Below are 23,619 nucleotides of genomic sequence, written 5' to 3' on the forward strand. Positions count from 1 at the left end.
CGGCTGTCGATCAAGATCTCTTCACGCCAGTTTGGATAGACCATTTTCCGGCGGTGGCAATTCTTCAAACCGGACATGGTCCCTCTGGCTGCCCAGCAGGAAACTGGAGCCCGGCGGCAGGGCCATATAGACCGCCAGATCCGGGCGCTTTTCCACAATATGATGGAAATGCACCTGAACCAAACTGTCAGGCCGACCGTCATGTTTTGGCGTGGTCAGCACCCAGCCGCTCAGCGGAAAATCCAGCGCGCCCCTGGATCCTTCAACCGGTTGGGTCGGATCATAAAAACCGGCTGAAATCCAGACCAGATGATCCGGTTTCGGCGGCTTGAATGCCATATCATAATAGCGGCAGCAATCGCGCTGAAGGTCACTCACTTTCATGAGCTGTCTCCCATCCAGAGCCAACAACTGCCATGTATCAGGAAATGTTCCGGGGCGCGGTATCACCCTCTGTCGATTGGTGAAATTGTATCACAAACCTGCCGGAGATCAAAAACCCTCCATTCCAGTGGTTGGGAATGGAGGGCTTGAACGCAAAGGGGAAGGATCAGCCGCCGGTCTGCTCTGCGATAATCGCGTCGATGCGACCGGACGCGTGCATCTCCTTAATGATCGCGTTGAACTTGGCCAGGAAATCCCCCATGAAAGGGAAATTGGCCGCCCCTGGCCCGGAAAAGCCCAGATAGCCCTTCTCCACCGTCAGGGTTGCGGCTTCAGCCAGTTTTTCCGAATCCGCTTTCACTTCTCCGGCCGCCTCCAGCTTCTTCATCTCACTCAGAATATTCAGCCGGTCATTAATGAAACAATCGCCGCGCCCCAACAGCATCTTTTTCAAATTCAACTGGGTCGATTTGGCTTCCTGCATCTTAATCTCGCCTGCCTCAACCAGGGCCATGAACGCGTCCCCGCCGGAGGCATAGCCCGTATTATTCACAAAAACCAAACCTTTGTAATCATCAGGAAAACTCTTCGGCGCCCGTTCCGCTATCACCGCTTCACGGCAATAAACAACAGTGGTCTCATCCAGAATCGGCTCGGAATAAGGCGTGATCCAAGGCCGGAGACTGGGCCGGTGATAAGGCGGATAAAGTGCAAAACCATCACCTTTTTCAATGCTGGAAAGCGCCCGCTTCCAGGGCACCATTTCGATGGTGACCTCATAATCCCCCATCTTGGCAAAGGCTTCCTTGAGAATCGCCGTATAGATCCCGCGTTCTTCCCCGCCTTCCTTATAGGAATAAGGCGGATAGGCATTATCGCCGTATATTGTCACCTGCTGTGCCGCCTGGGTCAGGCTCACCGATGACATCAGGGCCACCAATGCGGCAAGCGGGACCAGTTTCTTTCCAAGCATCTTTCAACTCCCTTGATTGACAGGAAAGACACTCATGCAACCCGTTCGATAAGAAAGCTAACAAAGACCGGTTTATTTTTGATTAATCATGAAAAAACCCTTTAAGCCCTGGCCTTACTTCCCGCCGCCATGGGCCTCTGCCTCCGCCTGCAGCAGGGCTTTCACATAGGCCGACAGCAAGGTATTCTTGTCCGTCATGCCAGCCACCGTCATGCTGTCCTCATCCTCCACCACCGGCAAGCGGTCCAGATCCCAGCGCTCCATCAGGGTGATCGCCTGGGCCAGGGACTGGTCTACGGTCAGCACCACCGGATACAGCCTGGAAAACATCTGTGCTTCGATCGCATCCTGGTTGGCCAGAGGATCAAAGGCCACATCTTTGACATCCTCCAGCCCGATGGTGCCGATAAACCGGTGACCGTTTTCCACCACAACCACCTCCGCGTCTTCCGGCTGGGTATGTAGAAAATCAATCAACTCCATCAGTTTGGTGGTGGATTCCACCGACTGGAACTCCCTTTTGACCACATCGCCCACTACCTGCTGGCGCAGGATCTGCATGGCCCGCGCCCCGTCCAACTCAACGTCCGCCCGCTTCAATTGCCAGATATAATAGGATTTTCCAAGCAGGCTGTGGACCAGAACGGACGAGACCGCCGCGCCCGACATAACCCCGATGGTGATCTTGAAATCGCCCAACAGTTCAAAAATGATCAGGATCGTCGAAATCGGCGCACCCAGAACCGCTGCAGAGGTCGCCGCCATGCCAACAATAGCATAAAGCCCTGTATGAATATTGAGGTCGGGGACAAACCCGGCTGCGATGATGCCAAAGGCGGACCCGACAATCGCCCCGATAAAAAGGGAGGGGGAAAATACGCCGCCGCCAAAGCCGCCACCGATAGAGACCGCGGTCGCCGCGGTTTTCATCACCACCAGCAACAGCAACAGCTCGACCCCGATATTCAACCCTTCATTCAGCGCCAGGGTCGTCGTGTCATACCCAACGCCCAGCACCTGGGGAAAAACCAACGCCATCCCACCAATCATCAGCCCCGCGATCCCCGGTTTCAGCCAGAGCGGAATCTTGACCTTCTTGACCTTATCCTCAGCGAAAAAGATCGACCACATGAAGATGATCGCAGCAAAACCGCTGACGATGCCCAACAGAATGAAGGCCGGGAATTCCCAATAGGTGGTGATCTCATAATGCGGCAATACATAGGCCGGGAAATCGCCGTAATGCACTCTTGTGATCATGGTGCCGATCACGGAAGAAAGCACCACCGGCGCAAAGGCGGAAAGCGCATAATGGCGCAACACCACCTCCAGCGCAAAAAACACCCCCGCGATCGGCGCATTGAAAGATGCCGCCACGCCCGCCGCCACCGCACAGCCCAGCAAGGTATGGCGATGATGGGGTTCAAGCCTCATCTTCAGCGCCACCCAGGTTGAAACCGTCGAGGTCAGATGCAAAATCGGCCCCTCGCGCCCGACCGACGCGCCGGCCCCGATGGAAAGCGCGCTGGCCATGGCCCCCAACAAACCGCGTTTGACCGGCATTTCCGCACCATGAAGGGCGTTACGCTCAATGATATTGGCGATGCCCTGACCGCGACCACCTTCCAACAGCCGATGATTGATCCAGCCGACCAGAAGCCCCCCCAATGTCGGTGCCAGCAGGACGTGCCACCATTGCAGACGGATGATGCGGGAGGTCAATTGCTCCGCCTCTTCCCGATGGCTTGCCGAACCTTCGATGAAGAGCGCCAGAAACTCCTGCGCCATATCAATGTCAGAACTGTATAAAAGCCAATGTAGAACCGTGATCACTTCCCGGAAAGCTAGGGCCACATAGGCCCCGATCACCCCAATCACCACGGCCAGGAACAGCAGCACGAGATTTTCATGCAGCAGAAGCGCCTTGATCTTGGCAGCGATATCCCGATACGGCATGCGCGCGCGATCTCCAGAAAAGATAAGCCATCTTAACGGCTTAATCGATTTCTGGGAAGCCTTGCGCGTTCACAGCCACGTCATTTGGATAATCTCATCCCTTGGGAACAGCCAATCGGGCCAACTCGTCCACCCGTTCATTTTCCAGATGCCCTGCATGGCCCTTGACCCATTTCCAGACCACATCATGAGGGGCCATGGCCGCCTCCAACCGCTGCCAGAGATCGGCGTTTTTGACCGGTTTTTTGGCTGCTGTTTTCCAGCCGTTTTTCTTCCAGCCATGGATCCATTTTGTGATCCCGTCGCGCACATAGATGCTGTCTGTGGTCAAAACCACTTTCTTCGGCCGTTTCAGGGCTTCCAGTGCGGCAATCGCCGCCATCAACTCCATCCGGTTATTGGTGGTGTCTTGCTCACCGCCGGACAGCTCTTTTTCCGTGCCCTTCCAGCGCAGCAGCGCGCCCCAGCCGCCCGGCCCCGGGTTCCCGGAACAGGCACCATCGGTGAAAATCTCAACCGGCAGCTCCGCCGATTTATCCGTCAATTCCCGCGTCATGGCCCTATTCCCCGATCCCATAGGCACTTGGCCCGGTTACTGACTGATGGAACGTCAGATAACGCAGATATTCCATCGGGTCCTTCGGTTTGACGAAGGCCCCTTCCGGATGATTGATCCAGTCATACAGCCTCGTCAGCAGGAACCGCATGGCAGCGCCGCGTGCCAGAACCGGCAAGGCATCGATCTCGGCCTTGGAAAGCGCACGCTCCTTGCGATAATGGCCCAGCAACAGCTTTGCCTTGGTCATGTTGAAACTGCCGTCGCGCTCGAAACACCAGGCATTCAGGCAGATGGCCAGGTCATAAACCAGGAAATCCGTGCAGGCGAAATAGAAATCAATGATGCCGGACAGGCTTTCCCCGCGATAAAAGACATTATCGGGGAACATATCCGCATGGATCACCCCACGCGGCAGGTCTTTGGGCCAGTTTGCTTCCAGAAAATCCAATTCGCGCGCAAGAAAATCAGTCAGCCCGGGTTTGACCTCATCCCCGCGCCCGCCACAGCTTTCCAGCAGCGGCCGCCAATTGCCAACCGTCAGATTGTTTGCGCGTGTCCTGCCGTAATCCAGCCCCGCCACATGGAATTGCGCCATTGCCTTGCCCAGCTCCGCGCAATGAAAGGGATGGATCTTGCGTGGCCACATCCCTTCCAGAAAGGTGAACAGGGCCGCCGGGCGGCCTGACAGGCGGCGCAATGACTGGCCGTCACGGCCATTCACCGGCAAAGGGCAGCGGATCCCGCGATCGGCGAGATGTTCCATCAATTCCAGGAAAAACGGCAGATCATCTGCATTTACCCGTTTTTCATATAAGGTCAGGATGAAAGAATCCTGTTGGGTTTGCAGGAAAAAATTGGAGTTTTCCACCCCTTCCGCGATGCCCTTACAAGCCAGCACCTCACCGACATTATAGTCGGCGACAAAGGATTCGAGATCGTCGTCGGTGACTTCCGTATAGACCGCCATCAGTTAAGCCCTGTTCGATAACGTTTATGCCTCACGCCGTCAGCTGGCGCGGGAGTTTGAATTCGACATCTTCAACGGCCGTAACCACTTCTTCGACCTCTACCGCGTCAAAGTGCGACCGGCATGCGTCAATCACCTCGGCCACTAACTCTTCCGGCGCAGAAGCCCCGGCCGTGATTCCCAGCACCGAGATCCCCTCAAATACCGACCAATCGATATCGCGCGCGCGCTGGATCAGCATTGCATTGGCACAGCCGCTTTCCACCGCCACATCCACCAGACGCCTGGAATTGGAGGAATTCGGTGCCCCGATCACAAAAACCATGTCGCTGCGCCCCGCCACCTCACGAATCGCCACCTGGCGGTTGGTGGTGGCATAACAGATATCTTCCTTATTCGGCCCTTTGATTTCCGGGAAACGTTTGCGCAATGCCCCCAGGATATCTGCCGTCTCCCCCACGGACAGGGTTGTCTGCGTGGCATAGGCCAGAGGCTCACCTTCCGGCACCACCAATTTGTCCACATCGGCAACGGTTTCCACCAAGCTCATCGCACCCTCGGGCAACTGGCCCATGGTGCCGATCACCTCCGGATGGCCAGCATGCCCGATCAGGACAATATGACAGCCATTGCGATGATGGCGTTCGGATTCACGATGCACCTTGGAGACCAGCGGACAGGTGGCGTCCACATACAACATCTCCCGGCGGCTGGCTTCCGCCGGTACGGATTTCGGCACGCCATGGGCGGAAAAGATCACCGGCCGGTCATCCGGGCATTCATCCAGCTCGTCGACGAAGACAGCGCCCTTGGCCTCCAGGGTTTCCACCACAAAGCGGTTATGGACAATCTCATGGCGGACATAGACCGGTGCGCCATATTTTTCCAAGGCGCGCTCCACGATCAGGATCGCACGGTCCACACCCGCACAAAAACCGCGCGGCCCTGCCAGCAATATCTTCAACGCGCCTGTCATTTCATCCTCATCTGGTCATCTGGTATCACTTGCCGCCACCGGCAACTGGCTCTAGATTGGTAATTCACTTTGGCGCATGTTTATACCAGCAGGCCCGATGAAGGAAGAGCAGAGATGTCTGATCCAGTCATAGCCTCAAAAACGCCCTATTCCATTGAGGTCGAAGCCGGCAAATCCTATTTCTGGTGCAGCTGCGGAAAATCGGCGAAACAGCCATTTTGCGATGGCTCCCACAAGGGATCCGACTTCGTGCCAATGAAATATAGCGCGGAAAAAGACCGAACCGTGTTTTTCTGCGGTTGCAAACATTCGCATAAACAACCACTGTGCGACGGCAGCCACAACAAGATTTAACTTTCTCACCAAAACCATCCGTCCAACCTGAGCCGAGGCCGACCAATCCCATGTACAAGGCGCTGTCCGTAACCTTTTTGATTCTGACCGCTTCCCTGCTTTCCGCCTGCAGCAGCGATTTTTTCGCCGCCCCCGTGGAAGCCTCCTGCCCCGAAGCCCGCGTCCTGGACGGAGGCGCCAACTTGGTCCGGTATCAGCCCGGCGGCGGCCGCGACATCACCGATGTGCTGTTGGAAACGGAATTCATTCGGGTGGCCGGTGAATGCAATGTCGATGACGAAATGGTCGAAGTCGGACTTCTGGTGGTTTTGGATGCCACCAAAGGCCCAGCGCTCGAATCCGACCAGACAACCACGAGCATCATCATGGCGGTTACCGATTTGGACCGGAATATCATCAACCGCCGGACCATGGATATCAGTCTCGATTTCACCGGCAACCGTGGCAAAATCAGCTATCTGGAGCGTTTTCTGATCGATATCCCGCTCAAGGAAGGCCAGAAAGCCGATGATTTCGTGATTTTCCTGTCATTTGAACTGAGCCGTGAAGAATATAAGTTCAATAAAAACTCTACTCTTTTCTGATCTACCTAATTTAGCGTATTGACTTCTGTGCGACGCTCTATAGCTTAGGTGCGTCAGCCTACTGACGTGCGTGGGAGAGCTCACGATGCCCGGAGTTATTCGGGATGTCTTGACGCCGAAGGAGCAACCACCCCGGAATCTCTCAGGCAAAGGGACCGCGCACGGAAGGCATTCTGGAAAGTGATTGGCCGGGACTTAGGGATAGGAAAGGGCCATTCCACCGAAGGGGTAAGCCGGAACATCTTGGGATATTTTCCCGGAAGGATGTAAATGGTCACACTCTCAGGTTCGATGACAGAAGGGGTCCATCCGATCCGGTATAAGGATCGGCGTGGTAACTCAACCTGTTAGGAGAATGTGAGAATGGCCGAGACGCCAGCCGCAAGCTGTAAGCGCACACCGCTCTTCGATCTCCATGTGGAATTGGGCGCCAAGATGGTCCCCTTTGCCGGTTACGAAATGCCGGTGCAATATCCGCTTGGAGTGTTGAAAGAACATAATCACACCCGCGAAAATGCCGGCCTTTTTGATGTTTCGCACATGGGACAGGCCTGGCTGGTCGGCGAAGATGCCGCCGCCGCGCTAGAAACCCTGGTGCCCGCCGAATTGCAGGCGTTGGAAGCCGGGCAGCAGCGCTATACCCAACTGTTGAACGAAGACGGCACCATCCTGGATGACCTGATGGTCACCCGCCCGGTGGAAACCGAGAAACAGGACCGCCTCTATCTGGTGGTCAATGCTGCCTGCAAGGATCAGGATTTCGCCCTGATCACCGAAAAGCTGGCTGGCCGCGCTAAATTGGAAATCATCGATGATCACGCCCTGATCGCGATCCAGGGTCCGAAGGCCGTTGATGCGACCGCCGCGATTTTTGGTGATGTTGTGCGCACCCAATCCTTCATGAGCCAGCAGGTCCTGCCGTTTGAAGGCAAACCCTGCCTGATCAGCCGCTCTGGCTATACCGGTGAAGACGGCTATGAGATCTCTGTTCCTGCCGATCTGGCGGAAGCGCTCAGCCGTGCCTTCATCAATCAGGACATCGTTGAACCAATCGGCCTTGGCGCACGTGACTCTCTGCGCCTGGAAGCGGGCTTGTGCCTCTATGGCAACGATATCGACACCACCACGACCCCGATCGAAGCGGGCCTGATCTGGTCCATCGGCAAACGCCGTCGCGAAGAAGGCGGTTTCCCGGGGGCATCCGTGATCCAAAAACAGATCGCCGACGGTGTGGAACGCAAACGTGTCGGCATCCAGCCGGAAGGCCGCGCACCTGCCCGTGAAGGCACCCCGGTCACCGATGGCAACGGCAATGAGATCGGCAAAATCACCAGCGGCGGCTTCGGCCCGACCGTGGGTGGGCCTGTCGCCATGGGCTATGTGGCCGCCTCCCACAAGGAGCCGGGCACAGCCATCCACCTTCTGGTCCGTGGCAAGGAAGTCCCGGCCAAGGTGGTCAAACTGCCTTTTGTGAAACCCGGCTTTTACCGCGGGTAATCAAACAATGCCGCCAAGGGCCGATAGCGGCCTGCGGCAAAGAACAATAAACGAAACGAAAAACTAACTTTGGGAACGGTAGCAATGACAATGAAATTCTCTGAAGAGCATGAATGGGTCCTGGTCAACGGTGACGTAGCCACCGTCGGCATCACCGACTTCGCCCAGCAGCAGCTTGGCGACGTGGTTTTCGTGGAATTGCCCGAAGTGGGCGATGAGATTGAAAAAGGCGGCGATGCGGGTGTTGTTGAATCCGTGAAAGCGGCCAGCGAAATCTATGCCCCGGTCACCGGCGAGATCGTTGAAGTGAACGAAGCCCTTGAGGCAGAGCCGAGCCTGGCCAATGAAGATCCGGAGGAAAAAGGCTGGTTCTTCAAGATCAAACTGTCCAACACCGCTGAACTGGACGACCTGATGGACGCGGACGCCTATAAGGCCTTCACCGAAGAGTAAGCCTGGAACAGGCACTCTCTTTCGACAGAAGTTTTTCCGCGTTCAGCCGAACGCCACAGGATATTATTATCTGAGGAACCAAAACATGACTGCAACACGCCCAAGCCTGGACGATCTGGAAAAGCGGGACGATTTCGTCCGCCGCCACATCGGCCCCGGCGATCCGCAGACCCAGGCCATGCTCGATACGCTTGGCCTGGAAAGTATGGACGCGCTCATCGACCAAACCATCCCGAAAAACATCCGCATGGATCGCGGCCTGGACCTGCCGCCGGTCCGGTCCGAACGCATGACGCTTTCCGATCTGCGCCGCATGGCCGGCCGCAACAAGGTTTTCGTCAACATGATCGGCATGGGCTATTACGGCACCATCCTGCCCAACGTGATCCTGCGCAACGTGCTGGAAGATCCGGGCTGGTACACGGCCTATACCCCTTACCAGCCGGAAGTGAGCCAGGGCCGCCTGGAAGCGCTTCTGAATTATCAGCAGATGATCACCGACCTGACCGGGTTGGAGATTGCCAACGCCTCCCTGCTTGATGAAGCCACCGCGGCGGCTGAGGCCATGGCCATGTCGCATCGTGTTTCCAAGAAAAAAGGGACAAACGCCTTCTTCGTCGACCGGGATGTGCATCCTCAGACCCTGTCCGTCGTTGAAACCCGCGCCCGTTCCATGGGCTTTGACGTGATTGTCGGCGATCCCCTCGATAACCTGGACACCAGCAACCTGTTTGGCCTGCTGATCCAGTATCCGGGCTCAGGCGGTGAGATCCGCGATATCCAGCCGGTGATTGAAAAAGCCCAGGCCGACAAGGTCCTGGTCACGGTCGCAGCCGACATCCTGAGCCTCGCGCTTTTGACCCCACCGGGTGAAATGGGCGCTGACATTGCCGTTGGCTCCACCCAGCGCTTTGGCGTGCCGATGGGCTTTGGCGGCCCGCACGCGGCCTATTTCGCGACCAAGGACGCCCACAAGCGCCAAATGCCGGGCCGGATCATCGGCGTATCGGTCGATTCCGCCGGGAACCAGGCGCTGCGCATGGCGTTGCAGACCCGTGAACAGCATATCCGCCGTGAAAAAGCCACTTCCAACGTCTGCACCTCACAGGTGCTGTTGGCGGTGATCGCTGGTTTTTATGGCGTCTATCACGGTCCCGACGGCATCCACCGGATCGCCAGCCGGGTGCATCGCATGGCATCCATCCTGGCCGAAGGCCTGAAACGGTCCGGCGCGGAATTGGTGACCGAGCATTTCTTCGACACCATCACGGTCCGTTCCCGCGGTCAGGCTGAACGTCTGGCGGCCAAGGCCCGCGAGGCCGGAATCAATATCCGCGTGATTGACAGCGACCATGTGGGTATTTCAGTCGACGAATCCACCAAGCGCGCCAATATCGTGGCGCTCTGGGAAGTGTTCAAAACCGGTGCCAGCAAGGATCTTTCCATCGAGGCGCTGGATGCGGAAGTCTCCGACTTCCTGCCGGAAAACCTGAAACGCGCCAGTGGCTATATGGCCCATCCGGTCTTCAACCTGTATCACGGCGAAACCGAGATGCTGCGTTATATCCGCTGGCTGCGGGACAAGGATGTGACCTTGAACCGGGCAATGATCCCGCTGGGTTCCTGCACCATGAAGCTGAATGCGACCACCCAGATGATCCCGGTCACCTGGCGTGATTTCAGCCATCTGCATCCTTTCGCACCGGAAGACCAGACCCAGGGCTATCAGCAGCTGTTCGAAGAGCTGGAAACCCAGCTTTGCGAGATCACCGGCTATGACGCCATGTCCCTGCAGCCCAATGCCGGGTCCCAGGGTGAATATGCCGGCCTGCTGGCGATCAAGAAATATCACGAAGCCAATGGCGACATGGACCGTGACATCTGCCTGATCCCGGCATCCGCCCATGGCACCAACCCGGCTTCTGCCGCCATGGCGGGCATGAAGGTTGTGGTGGTTGCCTGTGATGAGTCCGGCAACGTGGATGTGGAGGATCTTAAGGTCCAGGCCGAAAAACATTCGGCCAATCTGGCGGCATTGATGGTCACCTATCCGTCCACCCATGGTGTGTTTGAGGAAGCGATCCGCGATATCTGTGATCTGATCCACGAACATGGCGGCCAGGTCTATATGGACGGCGCGAACCTGAACGCCATGGTCGGCCTGGTCCGTCCGGGCGACATCGGGTCCGACGTTTCCCATCTGAATCTGCACAAGACCTTCTGCATCCCGCATGGCGGCGGCGGTCCCGGCATGGGCCCGATCGGGGTGAAATCCCATCTGGCACCGTTCCTGTCCGGCCATCCGATGATCCCCGGCCTGAACCCGGCGGAAGGCGATGCCGGCACTATCGGTCCGGTTTCGGCCGCCCCCTGGGGCTCTGCCAGCATCCTGCCGATCACCTGGTGTTATGTGGCGGCCATGGGGGCCGAGGGCCTGACCCAGGCGACCAAGCAGGCCATTTTGAGCGCCAACTATATCGCCCATCGCCTGGCCGATTATTATCCGATCCTCTATGTCGGCAAACAGGGCCGGGTTGCCCATGAATGCATCATCGACCTGCGCCCGCTGACCGATGCGTCCGGGATCACCGTGGATGATGTGGCCAAGCGCCTGGTGGATTACGGCTTCCATGCCCCCACCATGTCCTTCCCCGTGCCCGGCACCCTGATGATCGAGCCCACCGAATCCGAAGCCAAGCGTGAGCTGGACCGGTTCTGTGACGCGATGATTCAGATCCATGCCGAGATCAAGGATGTGGAAGAAGGCCGCGCGGACAAGGAAAACAACCTGCTGAGCAACGCGCCGCACACGCACAAACTGTTGCTGGACGGCGCTTGGGAGCATCCCTACAGCAAGGAAGAAGCCTTCTTCCCGCTTTCCAGCCTGCGTGAGGATAAATTCTGGCCGCCGGTCGGCCGGGTGGACAATGTCCATGGTGACCGGAACCTGGTTTGCTCCTGCCCGCCGATGTCCGCCTATATGGAGGCCGAAGCGGCAGAATAACCTCAAACATCGGAATTCCTCCTGTTTCCCCACAAACGGGAGGAAGGCCTTAGTCCGATTGCCGGGCTTGGGCCGGAAAGGGCGACGACCTCCCTGTCGCCCTTTCTTTTTTTCTGGATCTGGAGAACGATACCCTGGCTCAGGATTTTTGGCCGCGTTCCGTCCAGGCCATCATCAGGATCGCGGCAATGCCCAGAATAGCGAAACCGCCAACCAGCGGCAGGGCGGTGCCGTCAAAGGCCTGGCCGACGAAATAGCCAAACAGGATCGAGACAAAGGATTGCACCGATCCGATCACGGCAGAGGCAACCCCGGCAATATGGCCCAGCGGCTCGATGGCCAGCGCATTGAAATTGCCAAACAGGATGCCGATGCAGAAAAAACCCATCAGCATATAGGCCATAAACAGGCTGAGCGGCAATCCGCCCTCGATCTGCCAGCCGATCACAAAGAACAGGCAGGAAAGGAGGGTGAGCGCGATCAGGGAAATCCAGGAGAGCCTGCGCATGCCAAGGCGCATCACCAGCCGCGCATTGACCAGGGACGCGCCACCAATGGCCAGCGCGAGCGCCCCGAAATAATACGGGAATTGATCCCCCAGCCCATAACGTCCCTGGAAGATCTGCGGCGCGGTCGAGAGATAACCGACAAAGGCCCCGAAGATCAGCCCAGAGGCCACCGTATAACCGGCGGACATCCGATTGCTCAGTACCTCCCAAACCGCCCCGCCCAGGCGGGTGAGGGAAAAGGCCACACGTTTGTGCTTGGGCAGGGTTTCCGGCTGGCGCCAACCAAACCAGACCAGCCCGACCAGCGCCAGGCCCAGGAGAACCGTGAAAATCGAGCGCCAGCCCGCAAAATATAAAATCCCCTGCCCAACCAACGGCGCCAAGGCCGGCACAATGATGAAAACCGCCATCACCAGGGACATGATCCGCGCCATGGCCCGGCCTTCATACTGATCCCGGACCAGCGCCATGGTGACAATGCGTGGCCCCGCCGCGCCAAAGCCCTGCAAAACACGCCCCGCCAGCAAAATTTCGAAGGTGGGGGCGATGATCGACACAACCGATCCCAGGATGAAGATAATAAGCCCCAGATAGATCGAGGGTTTGCGCCCGATGGAATCGGAAAGCGGCCCATAAAACAATGTGCCGACCCCCAGCCCCAAGAACAGCGAAGTCACCACCATCTGGGTGTCATTGGCCTGGGCCACGCCGAGATCCTCGCCGATCATGGCAAGGGCGGGCAGCATGGCGTCAATGGAAAGCGCGATCAGCGAGATCAGCACCGCCATCAGGGTGACAAATTCCCCGAGCGCGAGATCGCCCGGTTGGCTGGGTCTTGTTTCTGCGGACATTTTCCGTTCCATCTGCAACTATTTACCGCCGGATATATCAACTGGCCGCCCGTCTGGCGAGCTTTGTGACCGGATCAGCATTTATGATAGCCCTTTTCAAATGTCACCGCCGACGCGCCGACAAAGCGCCGCTGGCGGTCCAACTCTGCCATCAGGCCGCGTTCGCGCTGCCGACCGAAACCGACACCCGGCTCCAGCCACAAGCCGGTTACATGCAAACTGTCACGGTCTTTTTGATGTTTGACGTCAATCCGGCCAATGAAGCGGTCCCCTTCCAAAATCGGGAAAACGTAATAGCCGTATTTGCGTTTGGCCGCAGGCACAAACACCTCAATCCGGTAATCAAAGCCGAACAGCCGTTCCAGGCGCTTCCGGTCCCGGATGACCGGATCAAAGGGGGACAGCAGCCTGAGCCGTTTCAAAGGCGGTGCGGCCTCGGCCAGCTGCTGTTCAATATCCGGAAAGGCAAATGCCTTGCGCGGCGCCGCCTTCCGGTCCGCGCCCTCGACCGTGACTTCCACCAGGCGACCTCCCTCCAGCTCTGCCTTGCACCAATTTGCCGCCTCCGCCGGTTTGATCAGGTCCCAAAAGGCGGCCATCTCTCCCGACGTCGCAATCCCCAACCGTGCCAGAGCACTTTGGCAGGCCCAGTCGATGAACCCGGCCTCATCGCACTCCGCTGACAGGGTATCTGGTGTCAACACCCGTTCCGTCAGGTCATAGACCTTCTGGAAGTTTTCCCGGCCCGAAATAGCAAAATTGCCGGTTCTCCAGTGGTATTCCAGCGCGGTTTTTTCCGGATGCCAGTTCCACCAGCCGCCAGACGGCTTTTTCTGATCCTGGCCCAACTCCCGGGCCATGGTGGGCCCCCGGTCGCACACGGTTTCATACACCTGGTCGATCACCTCAACGAACCCGTCGCGCCGCCATTTCTGCCAACGCTCCTTGAGGCGGGTGCGTTCCCGCTCAAATTTGTGCCGCCAATAGGGATAAAAAGCCGCCGGGATCACCGCCGCATCATGGGTCCAATGTTCAAACAAATCCCGAGATTGCTCCAAGAGACCGGTCAGCGCTTCCGGCCGGTAGGTCTGGTTCCTGGCAAACAGGATCATATGATGGGCACGCGCCACCGTCTGGATACTATCCACCTGGACAAAGCCCAGCTGCCGGATCAAATCAAGCAGATCCTCGGGGGATTGCTTGGCCCGGACCGGGGCCGACAGCCCCTGCAACTGCATGAACAGATGTCGCGCCTGCCGATTGCGGACCAGAATAGGATCAGACATCGGCGCCCTCGATTGCTATGGAATAGAAATGATCGACCGGCCCGGCGCCAGCGCCATAGGACTGGCCCGCCCCGGCGGCGATAGCGCGCTGCAGATAAGCATGGGACCGGGCCACCGCATCCGGCAAAGCCATACCGCGCGCCAGGCAGGTGGCAATGGCCGCGGATAATGTGCAGCCGGTGCCATGGAGATTGCAGCTCTCCTGACGAGGCGCGTCAAAACGAACCATCGCTTGCTCGGTCAGCAGAAAATCCGTCAGGACCGCGCCCGCGCCATGCCCGCCCTTGATCAACAATGCCTGCGCGCCCAGGGCCAATAAATCAGACCCCAGGGTCAGAATCTCGTCTGGAGAACGCGGCTCAGGAACCTCCAGCAAGGCCGCAAGCTCCGGCAGGTTCGGTGTCATAAGCGTTGCTTTCGGCATCAGTTCCCGCCGGAACAGCTGCAACGCCTCAGCCGCCAGCAGGGCGCGCCCGCTGGAAGAGACCAGAACAGGATCCAAAACCACCGGAATAGCCGGCACCCGCGCAAGGCAAGCCGCCACCATCGCCACAATCCCTGCCTCGGCCAGCATGCCAATCTTGATCGCGCGCACCGGCATATCATCCAGGACCGCCTCGATTTGATCCTGAACACTCTCCGGACTGGACGGATAAACCGCCCGCACTTCAGCGGTATTTTGCGCGGTTAATGCGGTAATCGCCGTTGCACCATAGCCGCCATTGGCCGCGATCGCCTTCAGATCGGCCTGGATGCCCGCCCCACCGCTGCTGTCGGAACCGGCAATTGTCAAAATCACTGGCGGCGTCATGAATTCCCCTCTCCCGCAAATTTCCTGGAAATGACCAGAACCGGCCTCAAAGCCGGTTCGGCATAGTGTCGCCGGAACCACACCACCGCAACGGTTCTCTTGTCATGCCCCGGCGGGGAAATCCAGCTCCTCGCGCAGCAAAGCAATCATGCGCCTTAGTTTCGCGGGCGGATGACGCTCATAATGATGCAGCGCATAGATCCCCTGGCGGACAACCGGCCCCTCCACCAGCAGCGGTCGCAAACGCCCGGTCGCCAGATCATCCCGCACGGCAAAATCCGGCAACCGACCAACACCAAAGCCGCGTCGCACAAAATCCAGCACATCCTGCAAATGGTCACATCGGATCCGCACCTGGGCGGGGAAGCGACTGCCATCCGGGGCCAGGACCGCAGGATTATTTCCCTGCCACCGGCTGGCCACATGATCCCACTGCGCCAGTTCCCGATAGGATCCGGGCGAGCCGCCTTTGCGGTTCACATAGGTTTCGCTGGCACAATATTGATCATGCATATCACCCAATTTCACAATCCGGGCCGATTGCTCGGTTGGCTCACCGACCCGAATAGCCAGATCCACCTGTTCCGCAATCAGGTCAAGCCGTTCGTCCGATATCCTCAGATCCAGCCTGACATCGGGATTTTCCTGGAGATACCGATCCAGCACCGGCGCCAGCAGCCCGGAGCCAAGGGCCGTGGGCGCGGTCAGCACGAGTTGCCCCCTTGCCTTGCCATCGCCGGCGGCCGCTTCTGTCACCGCCTGTTCATAAAGGCGCGCAATCGCCCGGCAATGATCATGAAACCGTGCCCCGGTATCGGTCAGGGTCAAGCGCCGCGTCGTCCTGTGGAGCAGGCGGGTTTGAAGCATCTCCTCCATCCGGCTGATGCCCTGGCTGACTGCGGATTTTGTACAGCCAAGATGCGCTGCGGCTGCGGTGAAGCTTCCCTGCTCCATCACCGCAACGAACAACAGCATATCGGCAATATTCGGTTTCATTGTTAATCTTAGCTAAACAGTTTGTTCTTGAATAGACTGATTATAGAAAGAAGATCATTCAATTAAAGTCTCTCCAACGACCAAATTCAAGTCAGGAGAAAGCAGATGAGCGATCAACATCATGCCACTTTGATCAAAGCCGTTAACAAAGCCAGCCAGGATTGGATGAATGCGTTCAACCGGGGGGATGCCGCAGGCTGCGCAGGCGCCTATGAAGAAAATGCGGTGATGGAGGCCAGCCCCTTCGGCCGGTTCGAAGGCGCAGTCCAGATTGAAGCTTTCTGGCGGGATCTCATCTCACAGGGGTTTACCGACGTAACCTACATCGCGCCCAAACTGGAGATCTTGGACAGCCGCCGCATCAATTTGACGGCCCATTGGCGCATGAACAAGGCCCACGGGATAATCACCAGGGAAATCTGGGTCTTACAGCCGGATGGACGGGCCCGGCTCCAGGAAGATGCTTTTGAAGTTCTGGGATGAGACCGAGATGCCAATCATTCATCGTTTTTTAATGCGAATCGCTGTTTAATTAATCATTATCAACTCTTAGCGCGCAGGCCCCGTTGCTCAAACTGTTTAAAAAGAAAGGGGACGACGATCCCGCCGGGGATGCCCCCTATATCCCGTTCAAAAAGCGGTTCGTCGCCTGGTGGGAAGGCCGCGATCCGGAGATGGCGCTGCTGGCGGATGAGGATCTCGATCAGGCGGACGCCAGCACGGCCTCAGGTCCAAAAGCCGCCTTAAAGACCGAAGAAACCCTCGCCGATCAGAGCTGGCCGGAAACCAGGCTCGCCGTTTGTCGTTTGTTATGGGGCGGGGAAAATCAGGAAGAAGTGGTTCAGCCCGGCGGCACCGAATACACCCTGACCCTGGCCAAGCCCATGGCATTAAACGAAAAAAAGACCGTGCTGGATCTGGCCTCCGGCCTGGGCGGCGGCACCAGGCGACTGTCGAAGGAATTTAATCTCTGGATCACCGGTCTGGAAATGGATCCGGGCCTCGCAGAACACGCTTCCAAACTCTCGGAACAGCACGGCCTGTCCAAACGCGCACCCATTGGCATATACGATCCGGACAAACTGGAATTGCCGGATAAAAAATATCACGCGATCCTCGCCCGGGAAGTATTCTACGCCATGAAAAACAAACGCGCGATACTCGATACGGTTTTCAATGCCCTGAAACCCGCAGGCGACCTTGTATTCACTGATTTTGTCCTGAAAACATCCGATTCAGAGGATAACAAGGCCGTTGAAACCTGGATCAAATCGGTTCCCGGCAGCGCGCGCCCCTGGACCATGGCCGATTACAAGAAACGGATCATGGAATTGTCCATGGATCTGCATATCTTCGAGGATAAAACCGAAGAGTACCGTCATATGGTTCTGGAAGGGTGGGGGATTTTTGTCGCCAGCTTGAAAAAAGACGACATGAAAAGTGAATTTGTCGACCACCTGCTCGCCGAAGGCCAGCGCTGGCTCTGGCTGATGCGGGCGCTGGAAAGCGGCGAATTGCGGTATTTGCGCACCCATGCCACCCGGGGGCGCGAAACCATCTGATCCCTATTCCGGGTCCGCCTTGAACAGGGTTGGCAGGGTCACAATAAACTCAGCCCCTTCACCCAACGCCGATTCCACCCTGATATCACCGTCAAACAAACCGACAACCCGGACACAGGTCGCCAGACCCAGTCCATATCCCCGCTGTTCGCCCACTTGGCTGCCACGGGTCAGGGGACGGAATATTCTGTCCCGTTCCTCCGGCGCGATCCCGCGCCCGTTATCGCGCACCCGGATTTCGGATTTATCCCCAACTTCCCGGAAACGGACCGATACATGCGCGATTTCGTCCGGCTTGCGGTATTTCACGCTGTTTTGAAACAGATTTTGGAACAACAGGGTGAGCGCCTCGAAATTGCCCTCCACCCAGGGAAAGGGGCCGTGCAACTCTATCTCAACCCCTTCGGCGACGGCCTGGGATTGCAGGACCACATCACGGGCATAAAGCAGGACTTCCTCCAGCGAGACAGCCTTGATGGCAAATTCCCGGCTGCCATTGCGGGCATATTGCACCAGTTCATTGACCAAACCGACCGCATAGCGCGCGCCTTCCAGAGCGCGGGTGACATTGGTCCGGTCTTCGCCTTCAAGCCTGTCAGATTCAAGTGCCAAATTCAAAAAGCCAAGCGTGGCCGAAAGCGGGTCGCGCAAATCATGCGCCAGAAGAGCCGCGAAATTCTCGATCACGTGACGTTGGGCATCCACCTCCCTTTTCAATTTCAAATCGGCCAGTGCCTGTCGCACCGCCGCCATGATCTTGTCTGGGGTCATACGGTCCTTGGGCAGATAATCTATGGCGCCAAGCCGCATGGCCGTGGTCGCCACCTCCTCATCGCCCTGGCCGGTAATAAGGATCACGCCCAGATAACGGTTTTTGAAATCCGCTTGCAGTGTTTCCAAAAATGAAAGGCTGGAACCATCGGGCATCAGATAATCGAGAAAAATACAGTCCGGCGATCGCTGCTCAAGAATTTCCTCAGCAGTCTCCAGACGATCCGCCTCGAGAATCTCTACCCGGCGCCCCGAGTCGATCAGGGCTTTCTTAATTACCAACCGGTCCAGGTGATCGTCATCAATGATCAATACACAGATTCGGCGATGCTGCGCCTCATTTCCTTCCGGCTCCCCAACGGCCCCCTCTCCCGAGGTCTGTGCACTATTCAACATATGCGTGTCACCTTCTTCCAACCATCGGCCCTCGCACATAGCAGCCATCGGCAGATTTGTTGAACCAAACTTGAATCCCGCATCTTAGAATTACAACCTTATGGTTATTATTGTTGGGATTTACTTCCGGTATATATGATGTTTCATTCAACCCCATAATGGCACCCCTCAAAGATTAGCAACCATTAGTTTATTTAAAATTAACGAATATACAGCCTCATGTTGCCCCAACCCCCATTGCCGACTGGATCGCCTGCATCAAATAATCCTCGTCCTGTCCTTTCAGGAAATACCCTTCCACAGCGCATTCATTCGCTGCCTGAATATCCTGTGCCGCATCAGATGTGGTCAGAATGAACACCGGCAGATCCCTCAGGGCCGGATCCTCCCGGATTGCCTCCAACAATTCCAGGCCATTCATGCGCGGCATATTAATATCCACCAACAGCATGCAGGGATGTTTCAGACAGGGATACCCGCCCTCACCCCGTATCACAGCCAAAGCTTCAACACCGTCCTTGGCAACATGCAGATTGACCGGCATCTGGCGTTTGCGAAACAGCCGACGCACGCTTTCGGTATCGATCTCGTCATCATCCACAACCAGAATATTCATGCGCTCCGGCGACATTCCACCTCCCTTGGCCAGGTAAAGCGAAAACAGGTGCCCCTGGCCTGCGCCGGGTCCGATTCAATACGGATAACACCGCCCTGCTGTTCCACCAGCTTCTTCACCAAAGACAGCCCCATACCGCTGCCCTCAACCTCGTCACGCGGTCGCAAGGTCTGGAACATGCCAAAGATCCGTTCGTGAAATTCGGGGCGTATCCCCGGCCCGTCATCATAGACGCTGAATTCGCAAAACGCCCCGTTATCCAATGCCGACACGGCAATCTCCCCCGTGTCTCTGTCATGATGTTTGATGGCATTGCCGATCAGGTTATGGAATACCTGACTCAGGGCACTTTGTTGAGTAATCAACACCGGCAAAGAGCGGTCAATCCTGACGGTCCAACCATTCATCGGCGCCAAGCTTTCAGATATGGATTGCACCAATTGATTGGCATCCACCTCTTCCAGGCGATCCTCCCGGCGGCCCGCCCTGGAATATTCCAATAATGAGTTCAGCATAACCTGCATGCGATCCACACGGCTGCCCAGCAATTCAAGATAACGCTTTAGCTCTTCATCCTCATCACCCTGCAGCTTTTCCGTGATCCATTCGACAAGCTGCGCAACCCCGCGCAGCGGCGATTTGAGGTCATGGGAGGCGACATAGGCAAACTGCTCCAATTCGCGATTGGACCGTTTGATTTCCTCCTCTGCCTCGACCCGGTCGCTGATATCGATCACCGCCGCGAGCGTGCACAAACCTTCCGGCATCATGATCGGGGTCAAACCAACAGAAACCGGGAATTCTTCGCCACTTGCATGGCGCCCCCCCAAATCCCAGCCCTCGCCCATGTTGCGTTTTTCCGGATCTTCGAAAAACTTCTCCACATGGCGTTTGTGATGATCGCGGCGGTCCTGGGGTACCAAAATTTCTATTGGCTCTCCCACCAGGGCTTCCCGGGAAAAGCCAAACAATTCCTCGGTTTCCCGGTTCACCATCTGAATGCGCCCGCGCGAGTCGCACAAAATCAGGGCGTTGGGATTTGATTCGAATATCTCCCGGATCCGGCTTTCCGAGCGTTCATGGGCCGTGCGGCGCACATCCAGTTGAAAATAGACCCAGATCATGAAGGCGACCGAAACCGCGAATGAGCCTGCGCTGATCAAAATCATCATCTGATTGATGGTATTTTCCTGTCCGCGCAGATGGGTCAGGAACAGGGCCGCCAGACAGCCGCCCTGGAATAGCGCAAACATGAAAAACGATAATCTCAGCCTCAAAGGCACCTTCCCCCAAAGGTTGCTCAGGGGAAATTGTAGCTTTTTTGGGTTAACAGACCCTTACCTCAGCACCCGCCAAGATCATTTGCAACTTCCGGTCCCCAGCCATCCCTGCCAAACCATGGAAGCATTACCATAGGCTGGCATTTACATCCTTACCTTTTTGAAAAAATGAAATAAATTACCCTCATCACAGCCCCACCTTCAGATGGGTTTCATAGCGGAGAGATAGAGTGAGATACTTATTTGCAGTTGTCGTTGGCGCACTTCTTGTAGGCCAAGCTGCGGGTGCAGGCTACGCAGACACCAAACCTGCAATTCCCGAATTCGGAGGTAAAATCCAGCCGTTAAAGAAGACAACACTGCTCGAGAAAACAATCCATCCGCCCTGGAAATTTTCTATTTCAATCGAAAACTATAATGAAAGCGGGAAGAGCATTGGTCGCGTCGCTCAAGGAACTGGAAAGGTCTTTGTGACTGACCATGTCTTTGAAGGTGAGCTCCCTCTGTTTTTATCCATGAGGGAACCAAGCAATCGACCGAATAAATTCCTAAAACAACAAATTCGTTTCGAAAGCCTGACGATAGATTCACAAGGCAGCTACAAAGATCAAGGATACTTTTTAGTCACAGATGCAACTGGCTTTCCTTGGCAAAACGGCAGTCATATAACCTTTGATATGCCGAACCGCGACAGACGGTTATTGGGACGCTGGTTTACCGATATCAGCCAGGTGGTTTTCCCTGTTCTTTCTGCGAAGGGGTATCATGATGGGAAAGATCATGAATTCTTAGCCCAGGCGGGCAATGACATTCTGAAATTCTTTCAAAGACCAATTGGCCTGTCTCAGCTTGAAGGAAGATCAGTTTTGGTCTTGCAGACAAATTGCCACTATGGCGCCTTGCTCAACATGCCAACGATGCCTCGCCCATCTCACCTGATACAATGCAGTGGATACATTTTGCTCGACGAGCAAACAGGCGAAATTTTGGAAAACAATTTATTGTTTGAGTATCGTTCGGAAACCGGACCCCTTGAAGCCTATAGCCTTTTGAGGGTCTCATTGACAGCAGATCAGGGAAATCCATAAATTAGGGCCGCCCGACACTCTCAGGCGACCCTAATTTTTCGTAAAACCTGCGGGCCTTACATATTCGGATAGTTCGGTCCTTCGGCCCCCTGCGGAGTAACCCAGTTGATGTTCTGGGTCGGGTCTTTAATGTCACAGGTTTTGCAATGGACGCAGTTCTGCGCGTTGATCTGCAGGCGCGGGTTGGAGCCATCATCATCGGCGACGATCTCGTAAACACCTGCCGGGCAGAAACGCTGTTCCGGCGCATCATATTCCTTCAGATTAACTTCGATCGGCACAGCCTCATCCTTCAGGGTCAGATGGCTGGGCTGGTCCTCTTCATGGGCGGTGGCCGAGAAAGACACGTTGGTCAGGCGGTCAAAGCTGATCACACCATCCGGCTTCGGATAATCGATCTTCGGCGCTTCCGATGCTTTTTTCAGGCAGGTATGATCCGGCCCGTGATGCTTCAGGGTCCAGGGTGCCTTGCCCCGGAACAGGAAGGTATCGATCGCGGAATAGAGCATGCCTGCATAAAAGCCCCATTTGAAGGATGGGCGCAGGTTGCGGGACCGGTAAAGCTCATCCCAGACCCAGCTTTTCTTCATGGCATCCGAATAGGCCACAATCTCGCGCGGCGCTTCCGCCTCACCGGTCAGGGCCTCGAAAATCGCCTCGGCGGCGGTCATGCCGGACTTCATCGCGGTGTGCGTGCCCTTGATTTTCGGCACGTTCAGGAAACCTGCCTCACAGCCGACCATCACACCACCCGGGAAGGTCAGTTTCGGGATCGACTGGAAACCGCCTTCGTTAATGGCGCGCGCGCCATAGGAAATGCGTCGGCCACCTTCCAGATATTTCTTGATATCAGGATGATGTTTGAAACGCTGGAATTCCATATAAGGCGACAGATGCGGGTTGGAATAATCAAGCCCGACAACAAAACCGACCGCGACCTGGTTGCCTTCCAGATGATACAGGAAGGAACCGCCATAGGTATCGGCCTTCATCGGCCAGCCGGTGGTATGCACGATCTTGCCCGGTTCGGATTTCGCGGGATCAATCTCCCACAATTCCTTGATGCCGATCCCATAGGTCTGGAAGCTCGAATCTTTGCGCAGGTCGAACCGGTCCATCAGGACCTTGCCCAAATGCCCGCGGCAACCTTCGCCAAAGACGGTCTGCTTGGCATGCAGCTCCATGCCGACCTGATACATCGGCCCGTGGCTGCCGTCTTTCAAAACGCCCATATCGCCGGTGGCGACCCCTTTGACCGAACCGTCCTCATGATAAAGGATCTCTGCTGCGGCAAAGCCCGGATAAATCTCAACGCCCATGGCTTCGGCCTGTTCGCCCAGCCAACGGCAGAAGTTGCCGAGGGAAATAATGTAATTTCCTTCGTTATGCATCTGCGGTGGTGTCGGCAGGCGGATGCTGCCCTTTTCACTCAGCAGCAGGAAATGGTCTTCCTTGGCCGGCGTGTCGAGCGGCGCGCCCTTTTCCTTCCAGTCTGGAATCAGTTCATTGAGCGTGCGCGGCTCCAGAACGGCACCTGACAGGATATGGGCGCCCACTTCCGAGCCCTTCTCCAGAACACAGACGGAAATCTCTTTTCCGGTTTCCTGTTCCAACTGTTTCAGACGGATCGCGGTCGACAGGCCCGCCGGGCCCGCGCCTACAATCACGACGTCATATTCCATTGACTCCCGTTCAACGGTCATCGTCTTCTCCCACAAAAAAATCCTGATCCCGCGCTTTCTTACC

22 protein-coding genes and 2 riboswitches are annotated in these 23,619 nt (G+C 56.6%); of the genes, 8 read left to right on the top strand and 14 right to left on the bottom strand.

Features of this window, described 5'->3' with window-relative positions; all coding sequences use genetic code 11:
- Positions 1 to 21: 21 nt before the first annotated feature.
- The 6 genes from DFP90_RS15990 to ispH form a co-directional block, all read right to left on the bottom strand.
- Complete coding sequence (locus DFP90_RS15990) at positions 22 to 384, bottom strand: immunity protein Imm33 domain-containing protein (RefSeq protein ID WP_181905400.1); 363 nt, start codon at positions 382 to 384, stop codon at positions 22 to 24.
- Between the two features lie 166 nt (positions 385 to 550).
- A complete protein-coding gene (locus DFP90_RS15995; RefSeq protein WP_115937522.1) occupies positions 551 to 1,357 on the bottom strand; it encodes a substrate-binding periplasmic protein in 807 nt (268 codons plus the stop codon).
- Between the two features lie 114 nt (positions 1,358 to 1,471).
- On the bottom strand, positions 1,472 to 3,313 hold the full coding sequence (locus DFP90_RS16000; RefSeq protein WP_115937523.1) for a chloride channel protein: 1,842 nt from the start codon (positions 3,311 to 3,313) through the stop codon (positions 1,472 to 1,474).
- 94 nt (positions 3,314 to 3,407) lie between these two features.
- The gene (gene rnhA / locus DFP90_RS16005) at positions 3,408 to 3,869 is read right to left on the bottom strand and encodes a ribonuclease HI (protein WP_115937524.1); all 462 of its coding nucleotides are present in this window, start codon (positions 3,867 to 3,869) and stop codon (positions 3,408 to 3,410) included.
- A gap of 4 nt (positions 3,870 to 3,873) precedes the next feature.
- Positions 3,874 to 4,839, bottom strand: coding sequence for a homoserine kinase (locus tag DFP90_RS16010; RefSeq protein WP_115937525.1), 966 nt, complete (start codon positions 4,837 to 4,839; stop codon positions 3,874 to 3,876).
- 31 nt (positions 4,840 to 4,870) lie between these two features.
- Positions 4,871 to 5,815, bottom strand: a complete 945-nt coding sequence (gene ispH / locus DFP90_RS16015) for a 4-hydroxy-3-methylbut-2-enyl diphosphate reductase (RefSeq protein WP_115937526.1) — start codon at positions 5,813 to 5,815, stop codon at positions 4,871 to 4,873.
- A 114-nt stretch (positions 5,816 to 5,929) separates the two neighbouring features.
- On the opposite strand from ispH, the gene DFP90_RS16020 reads away from it, so the two are divergent.
- From DFP90_RS16020 to gcvP, 5 genes are all read left to right on the top strand, one after another.
- Entirely contained in the window at positions 5,930 to 6,169 is a 240-nt protein-coding gene (locus tag DFP90_RS16020) for a CDGSH iron-sulfur domain-containing protein (protein ID WP_115937527.1), read from the top strand.
- A gap of 50 nt (positions 6,170 to 6,219) precedes the next feature.
- Positions 6,220 to 6,753: a hypothetical protein gene (locus DFP90_RS16025; RefSeq protein ID WP_115937528.1), complete on the top strand. Its 534-nt coding sequence runs from the start codon at positions 6,220 to 6,222 to the stop codon at positions 6,751 to 6,753.
- Positions 6,754 to 6,814: 61 nt separating this feature from the next.
- Positions 6,815 to 6,921, top strand: a riboswitch (glycine riboswitch).
- Position 6,922: 1 nt separating this feature from the next.
- A riboswitch (glycine riboswitch) is annotated at positions 6,923 to 7,055 on the top strand.
- A 61-nt stretch (positions 7,056 to 7,116) separates the two neighbouring features.
- Complete coding sequence (gene gcvT / locus DFP90_RS16030) at positions 7,117 to 8,250, top strand: glycine cleavage system aminomethyltransferase GcvT (protein WP_115937529.1); 1,134 nt, start codon at positions 7,117 to 7,119, stop codon at positions 8,248 to 8,250.
- A gap of 84 nt (positions 8,251 to 8,334) precedes the next feature.
- Positions 8,335 to 8,703 carry a glycine cleavage system protein GcvH gene (gcvH, locus tag DFP90_RS16035; protein ID WP_115937530.1) on the top strand — a complete coding sequence of 123 codons (369 nt, stop codon included), beginning with the start codon at positions 8,335 to 8,337 and terminating at the stop codon, positions 8,701 to 8,703.
- An 85-nt stretch (positions 8,704 to 8,788) separates the two neighbouring features.
- Complete coding sequence (gene gcvP / locus DFP90_RS16040) at positions 8,789 to 11,707, top strand: aminomethyl-transferring glycine dehydrogenase (RefSeq protein ID WP_115937531.1); 2,919 nt, start codon at positions 8,789 to 8,791, stop codon at positions 11,705 to 11,707.
- Positions 11,708 to 11,846: 139 nt separating this feature from the next.
- Here the strand turns inward: gcvP and DFP90_RS16045 are convergent, their stop codons facing one another.
- The 4 genes from DFP90_RS16045 to DFP90_RS16060 all read right to left on the bottom strand — a co-directional run bounded on the left by DFP90_RS16045 (position 11,847) and on the right by DFP90_RS16060 (position 16,160).
- Positions 11,847 to 13,067, bottom strand: coding sequence for a multidrug effflux MFS transporter (locus DFP90_RS16045; protein ID WP_115937532.1), 1,221 nt, complete (start codon positions 13,065 to 13,067; stop codon positions 11,847 to 11,849).
- A gap of 74 nt (positions 13,068 to 13,141) precedes the next feature.
- Positions 13,142 to 14,353 (bottom strand): winged helix-turn-helix domain-containing protein, encoded by a 1,212-nt coding sequence (locus DFP90_RS16050; protein ID WP_115937533.1) that lies wholly within the window; start codon positions 14,351 to 14,353, stop codon positions 13,142 to 13,144.
- Positions 14,346 to 15,164 (bottom strand): bifunctional hydroxymethylpyrimidine kinase/phosphomethylpyrimidine kinase, encoded by an 819-nt coding sequence (gene thiD / locus DFP90_RS16055; RefSeq protein ID WP_115937534.1) that lies wholly within the window; start codon positions 15,162 to 15,164, stop codon positions 14,346 to 14,348. Before thiD ends, DFP90_RS16050 begins: the two co-directional genes overlap by 8 nt.
- Positions 15,165 to 15,266: 102 nt before the next feature.
- Positions 15,267 to 16,160 (bottom strand): LysR family transcriptional regulator, encoded by an 894-nt coding sequence (locus tag DFP90_RS16060; RefSeq protein ID WP_115937535.1) that lies wholly within the window; start codon positions 16,158 to 16,160, stop codon positions 15,267 to 15,269.
- Positions 16,161 to 16,265: 105 nt separating this feature from the next.
- On the opposite strand from DFP90_RS16060, the gene DFP90_RS16065 reads away from it, so the two are divergent.
- Entirely contained in the window at positions 16,266 to 16,643 is a 378-nt protein-coding gene (locus DFP90_RS16065) for a nuclear transport factor 2 family protein (protein ID WP_115937536.1), read from the top strand.
- 83 nt (positions 16,644 to 16,726) lie between these two features.
- On the top strand, positions 16,727 to 17,722 hold the full coding sequence (locus DFP90_RS16070) for a class I SAM-dependent methyltransferase (protein ID WP_115937537.1): 996 nt from the start codon (positions 16,727 to 16,729) through the stop codon (positions 17,720 to 17,722).
- Positions 17,723 to 17,725: 3 nt separating this feature from the next.
- On the opposite strand, the gene DFP90_RS16075 is transcribed toward DFP90_RS16070, so the two are convergent.
- The 3 genes from DFP90_RS16075 to DFP90_RS16085 form a co-directional block, all read right to left on the bottom strand.
- Positions 17,726 to 18,889, bottom strand: a complete 1,164-nt coding sequence (locus DFP90_RS16075; protein WP_181905401.1) for a sensor histidine kinase — start codon at positions 18,887 to 18,889, stop codon at positions 17,726 to 17,728.
- A 217-nt stretch (positions 18,890 to 19,106) separates the two neighbouring features.
- Positions 19,107 to 19,520: a response regulator gene (locus tag DFP90_RS16080; protein ID WP_115937539.1), complete on the bottom strand. Its 414-nt coding sequence runs from the start codon at positions 19,518 to 19,520 to the stop codon at positions 19,107 to 19,109.
- The gene (locus tag DFP90_RS16085; RefSeq protein WP_115937540.1) at positions 19,502 to 20,758 is read right to left on the bottom strand and encodes a sensor histidine kinase; all 1,257 of its coding nucleotides are present in this window, start codon (positions 20,756 to 20,758) and stop codon (positions 19,502 to 19,504) included. The genes DFP90_RS16080 and DFP90_RS16085 overlap by 19 nt, the downstream gene beginning before the upstream one ends.
- A gap of 257 nt (positions 20,759 to 21,015) precedes the next feature.
- On the opposite strand from DFP90_RS16085, the gene DFP90_RS16090 reads away from it, so the two are divergent.
- On the top strand, positions 21,016 to 21,873 hold the full coding sequence (locus tag DFP90_RS16090) for a hypothetical protein (protein WP_115937541.1): 858 nt from the start codon (positions 21,016 to 21,018) through the stop codon (positions 21,871 to 21,873).
- Positions 21,874 to 21,929: 56 nt separating this feature from the next.
- On the opposite strand, the gene DFP90_RS16095 is transcribed toward DFP90_RS16090, so the two are convergent.
- Entirely contained in the window at positions 21,930 to 23,576 is a 1,647-nt protein-coding gene (locus tag DFP90_RS16095) for an electron transfer flavoprotein-ubiquinone oxidoreductase (protein WP_115937542.1), read from the bottom strand.
- Between the last annotated feature and the right edge of the window lie 43 nt (positions 23,577 to 23,619).

This window comes from Aestuariispira insulae, from assembly GCF_003385955.1.
GTDB classification, from domain to species: Bacteria; Pseudomonadota; Alphaproteobacteria; order UBA8366; family Aestuariispiraceae; genus Aestuariispira; species Aestuariispira insulae.

What these genes read in the sequence shown, in the direction of transcription:
- DFP90_RS15990 (WP_181905400.1), bottom strand. Translation starts at nt 384, where the DNA reads ATGAAAGTGAGTGACCTTCAGCGCGATTGCTGCCGCTATTATGATATG.
- DFP90_RS15995 (WP_115937522.1), bottom strand. Translation starts at nt 1,357, where the DNA reads ATGCTTGGAAAGAAACTGGTCCCGCTTGCCGCATTGGTGGCCCTGATG.
- DFP90_RS16000 (WP_115937523.1), bottom strand. Translation starts at nt 3,313, where the DNA reads ATGCCGTATCGGGATATCGCTGCCAAGATCAAGGCGCTTCTGCTGCAT.
- rnhA (WP_115937524.1), bottom strand. Translation starts at nt 3,869, where the DNA reads ATGACGCGGGAATTGACGGATAAATCGGCGGAGCTGCCGGTTGAGATT.
- DFP90_RS16010 (WP_115937525.1), bottom strand. Translation starts at nt 4,839, where the DNA reads ATGGCGGTCTATACGGAAGTCACCGACGACGATCTCGAATCCTTTGTC.
- ispH (WP_115937526.1), bottom strand. Translation starts at nt 5,815, where the DNA reads ATGACAGGCGCGTTGAAGATATTGCTGGCAGGGCCGCGCGGTTTTTGT.
- DFP90_RS16020 (WP_115937527.1), top strand. Translation starts at nt 5,930, where the DNA reads ATGTCTGATCCAGTCATAGCCTCAAAAACGCCCTATTCCATTGAGGTC.
- DFP90_RS16025 (WP_115937528.1), top strand. Translation starts at nt 6,220, where the DNA reads ATGTACAAGGCGCTGTCCGTAACCTTTTTGATTCTGACCGCTTCCCTG.
- gcvT (WP_115937529.1), top strand. Translation starts at nt 7,117, where the DNA reads ATGGCCGAGACGCCAGCCGCAAGCTGTAAGCGCACACCGCTCTTCGAT.
- gcvH (WP_115937530.1), top strand. Translation starts at nt 8,335, where the DNA reads ATGACAATGAAATTCTCTGAAGAGCATGAATGGGTCCTGGTCAACGGT.
- gcvP (WP_115937531.1), top strand. Translation starts at nt 8,789, where the DNA reads ATGACTGCAACACGCCCAAGCCTGGACGATCTGGAAAAGCGGGACGAT.
- DFP90_RS16045 (WP_115937532.1), bottom strand. Translation starts at nt 13,067, where the DNA reads ATGTCCGCAGAAACAAGACCCAGCCAACCGGGCGATCTCGCGCTCGGG.
- DFP90_RS16050 (WP_115937533.1), bottom strand. Translation starts at nt 14,353, where the DNA reads ATGTCTGATCCTATTCTGGTCCGCAATCGGCAGGCGCGACATCTGTTC.
- thiD (WP_115937534.1), bottom strand. Translation starts at nt 15,164, where the DNA reads ATGACGCCGCCAGTGATTTTGACAATTGCCGGTTCCGACAGCAGCGGT.
- DFP90_RS16060 (WP_115937535.1), bottom strand. Translation starts at nt 16,160, where the DNA reads ATGAAACCGAATATTGCCGATATGCTGTTGTTCGTTGCGGTGATGGAG.
- DFP90_RS16065 (WP_115937536.1), top strand. Translation starts at nt 16,266, where the DNA reads ATGAGCGATCAACATCATGCCACTTTGATCAAAGCCGTTAACAAAGCC.
- DFP90_RS16075 (WP_181905401.1), bottom strand. Translation starts at nt 18,889, where the DNA reads ATGTTGAATAGTGCACAGACCTCGGGAGAGGGGGCCGTTGGGGAGCCG.
- DFP90_RS16080 (WP_115937539.1), bottom strand. Translation starts at nt 19,520, where the DNA reads ATGTCGCCGGAGCGCATGAATATTCTGGTTGTGGATGATGACGAGATC.
- DFP90_RS16085 (WP_115937540.1), bottom strand. Translation starts at nt 20,758, where the DNA reads ATGTTTGCGCTATTCCAGGGCGGCTGTCTGGCGGCCCTGTTCCTGACC.
- DFP90_RS16095 (WP_115937542.1), bottom strand. Translation starts at nt 23,576, where the DNA reads ATGACCGTTGAACGGGAGTCAATGGAATATGACGTCGTGATTGTAGGC.